This window comes from Vibrio sp. 10N.222.46.A1 (genome assembly GCF_041473595.1).
Taxonomy (GTDB): Bacteria; Pseudomonadota; Gammaproteobacteria; order Enterobacterales; family Vibrionaceae; genus Vibrio; species Vibrio tasmaniensis_A.
Genome location: NZ_JBFRSN010000943.1, coordinates 1 through 470 on the forward strand (window position 1 = coordinate 1; position 470 = coordinate 470).

Here is a 470-nt window from a genome sequence, read left to right on the forward strand (position 1 = left end):
ACGTATTGGTGCACCACCGATACTGGCGACCAAATTGCTGACTCCGGTAATAGCCCAAATGTCTCGCGAACAAGATCTCTCTTTTGAGTTACTAACAGCAAACCGTGATGGACTGTGTGCTGGGCTGTTAAAGCATGAGCTTGATATTGCTATCGCATTTGGGGACGAAACACCGCCTGCCATATTAAGTGAAACACTCTTAACTGAATCACTCAAGGTTCTGGTTCCTTCCCACACAGTTGAACAGTTACCTACTGAATTAACCCTTGATGATCTGATCAATTATCCCTTGCCAATCATCGGGCTTGATAGCCGCGATCCATTAGGCCTACTGTTACATCAAAGCCTTATTGCGCGAGATGAGCATTATCACCATCCGATATCTGTGCGTGGATATAGCGCGGCCGCGGAATTGGTGAAGCACCAAGCAGGCTTTGCGATTGTCGATCCGTGGACGGCAGAGCAATATC

General features: G+C 47.7%; 1 protein-coding gene. It reads left to right on the top strand.

Annotated features, from left to right (window positions below; translation table 11 throughout):
• Positions 1–470 (top strand): LysR substrate-binding domain-containing protein (locus AB4496_RS22370; protein ID WP_372132002.1); only part of this gene is annotated, 470 nt, incomplete at both ends.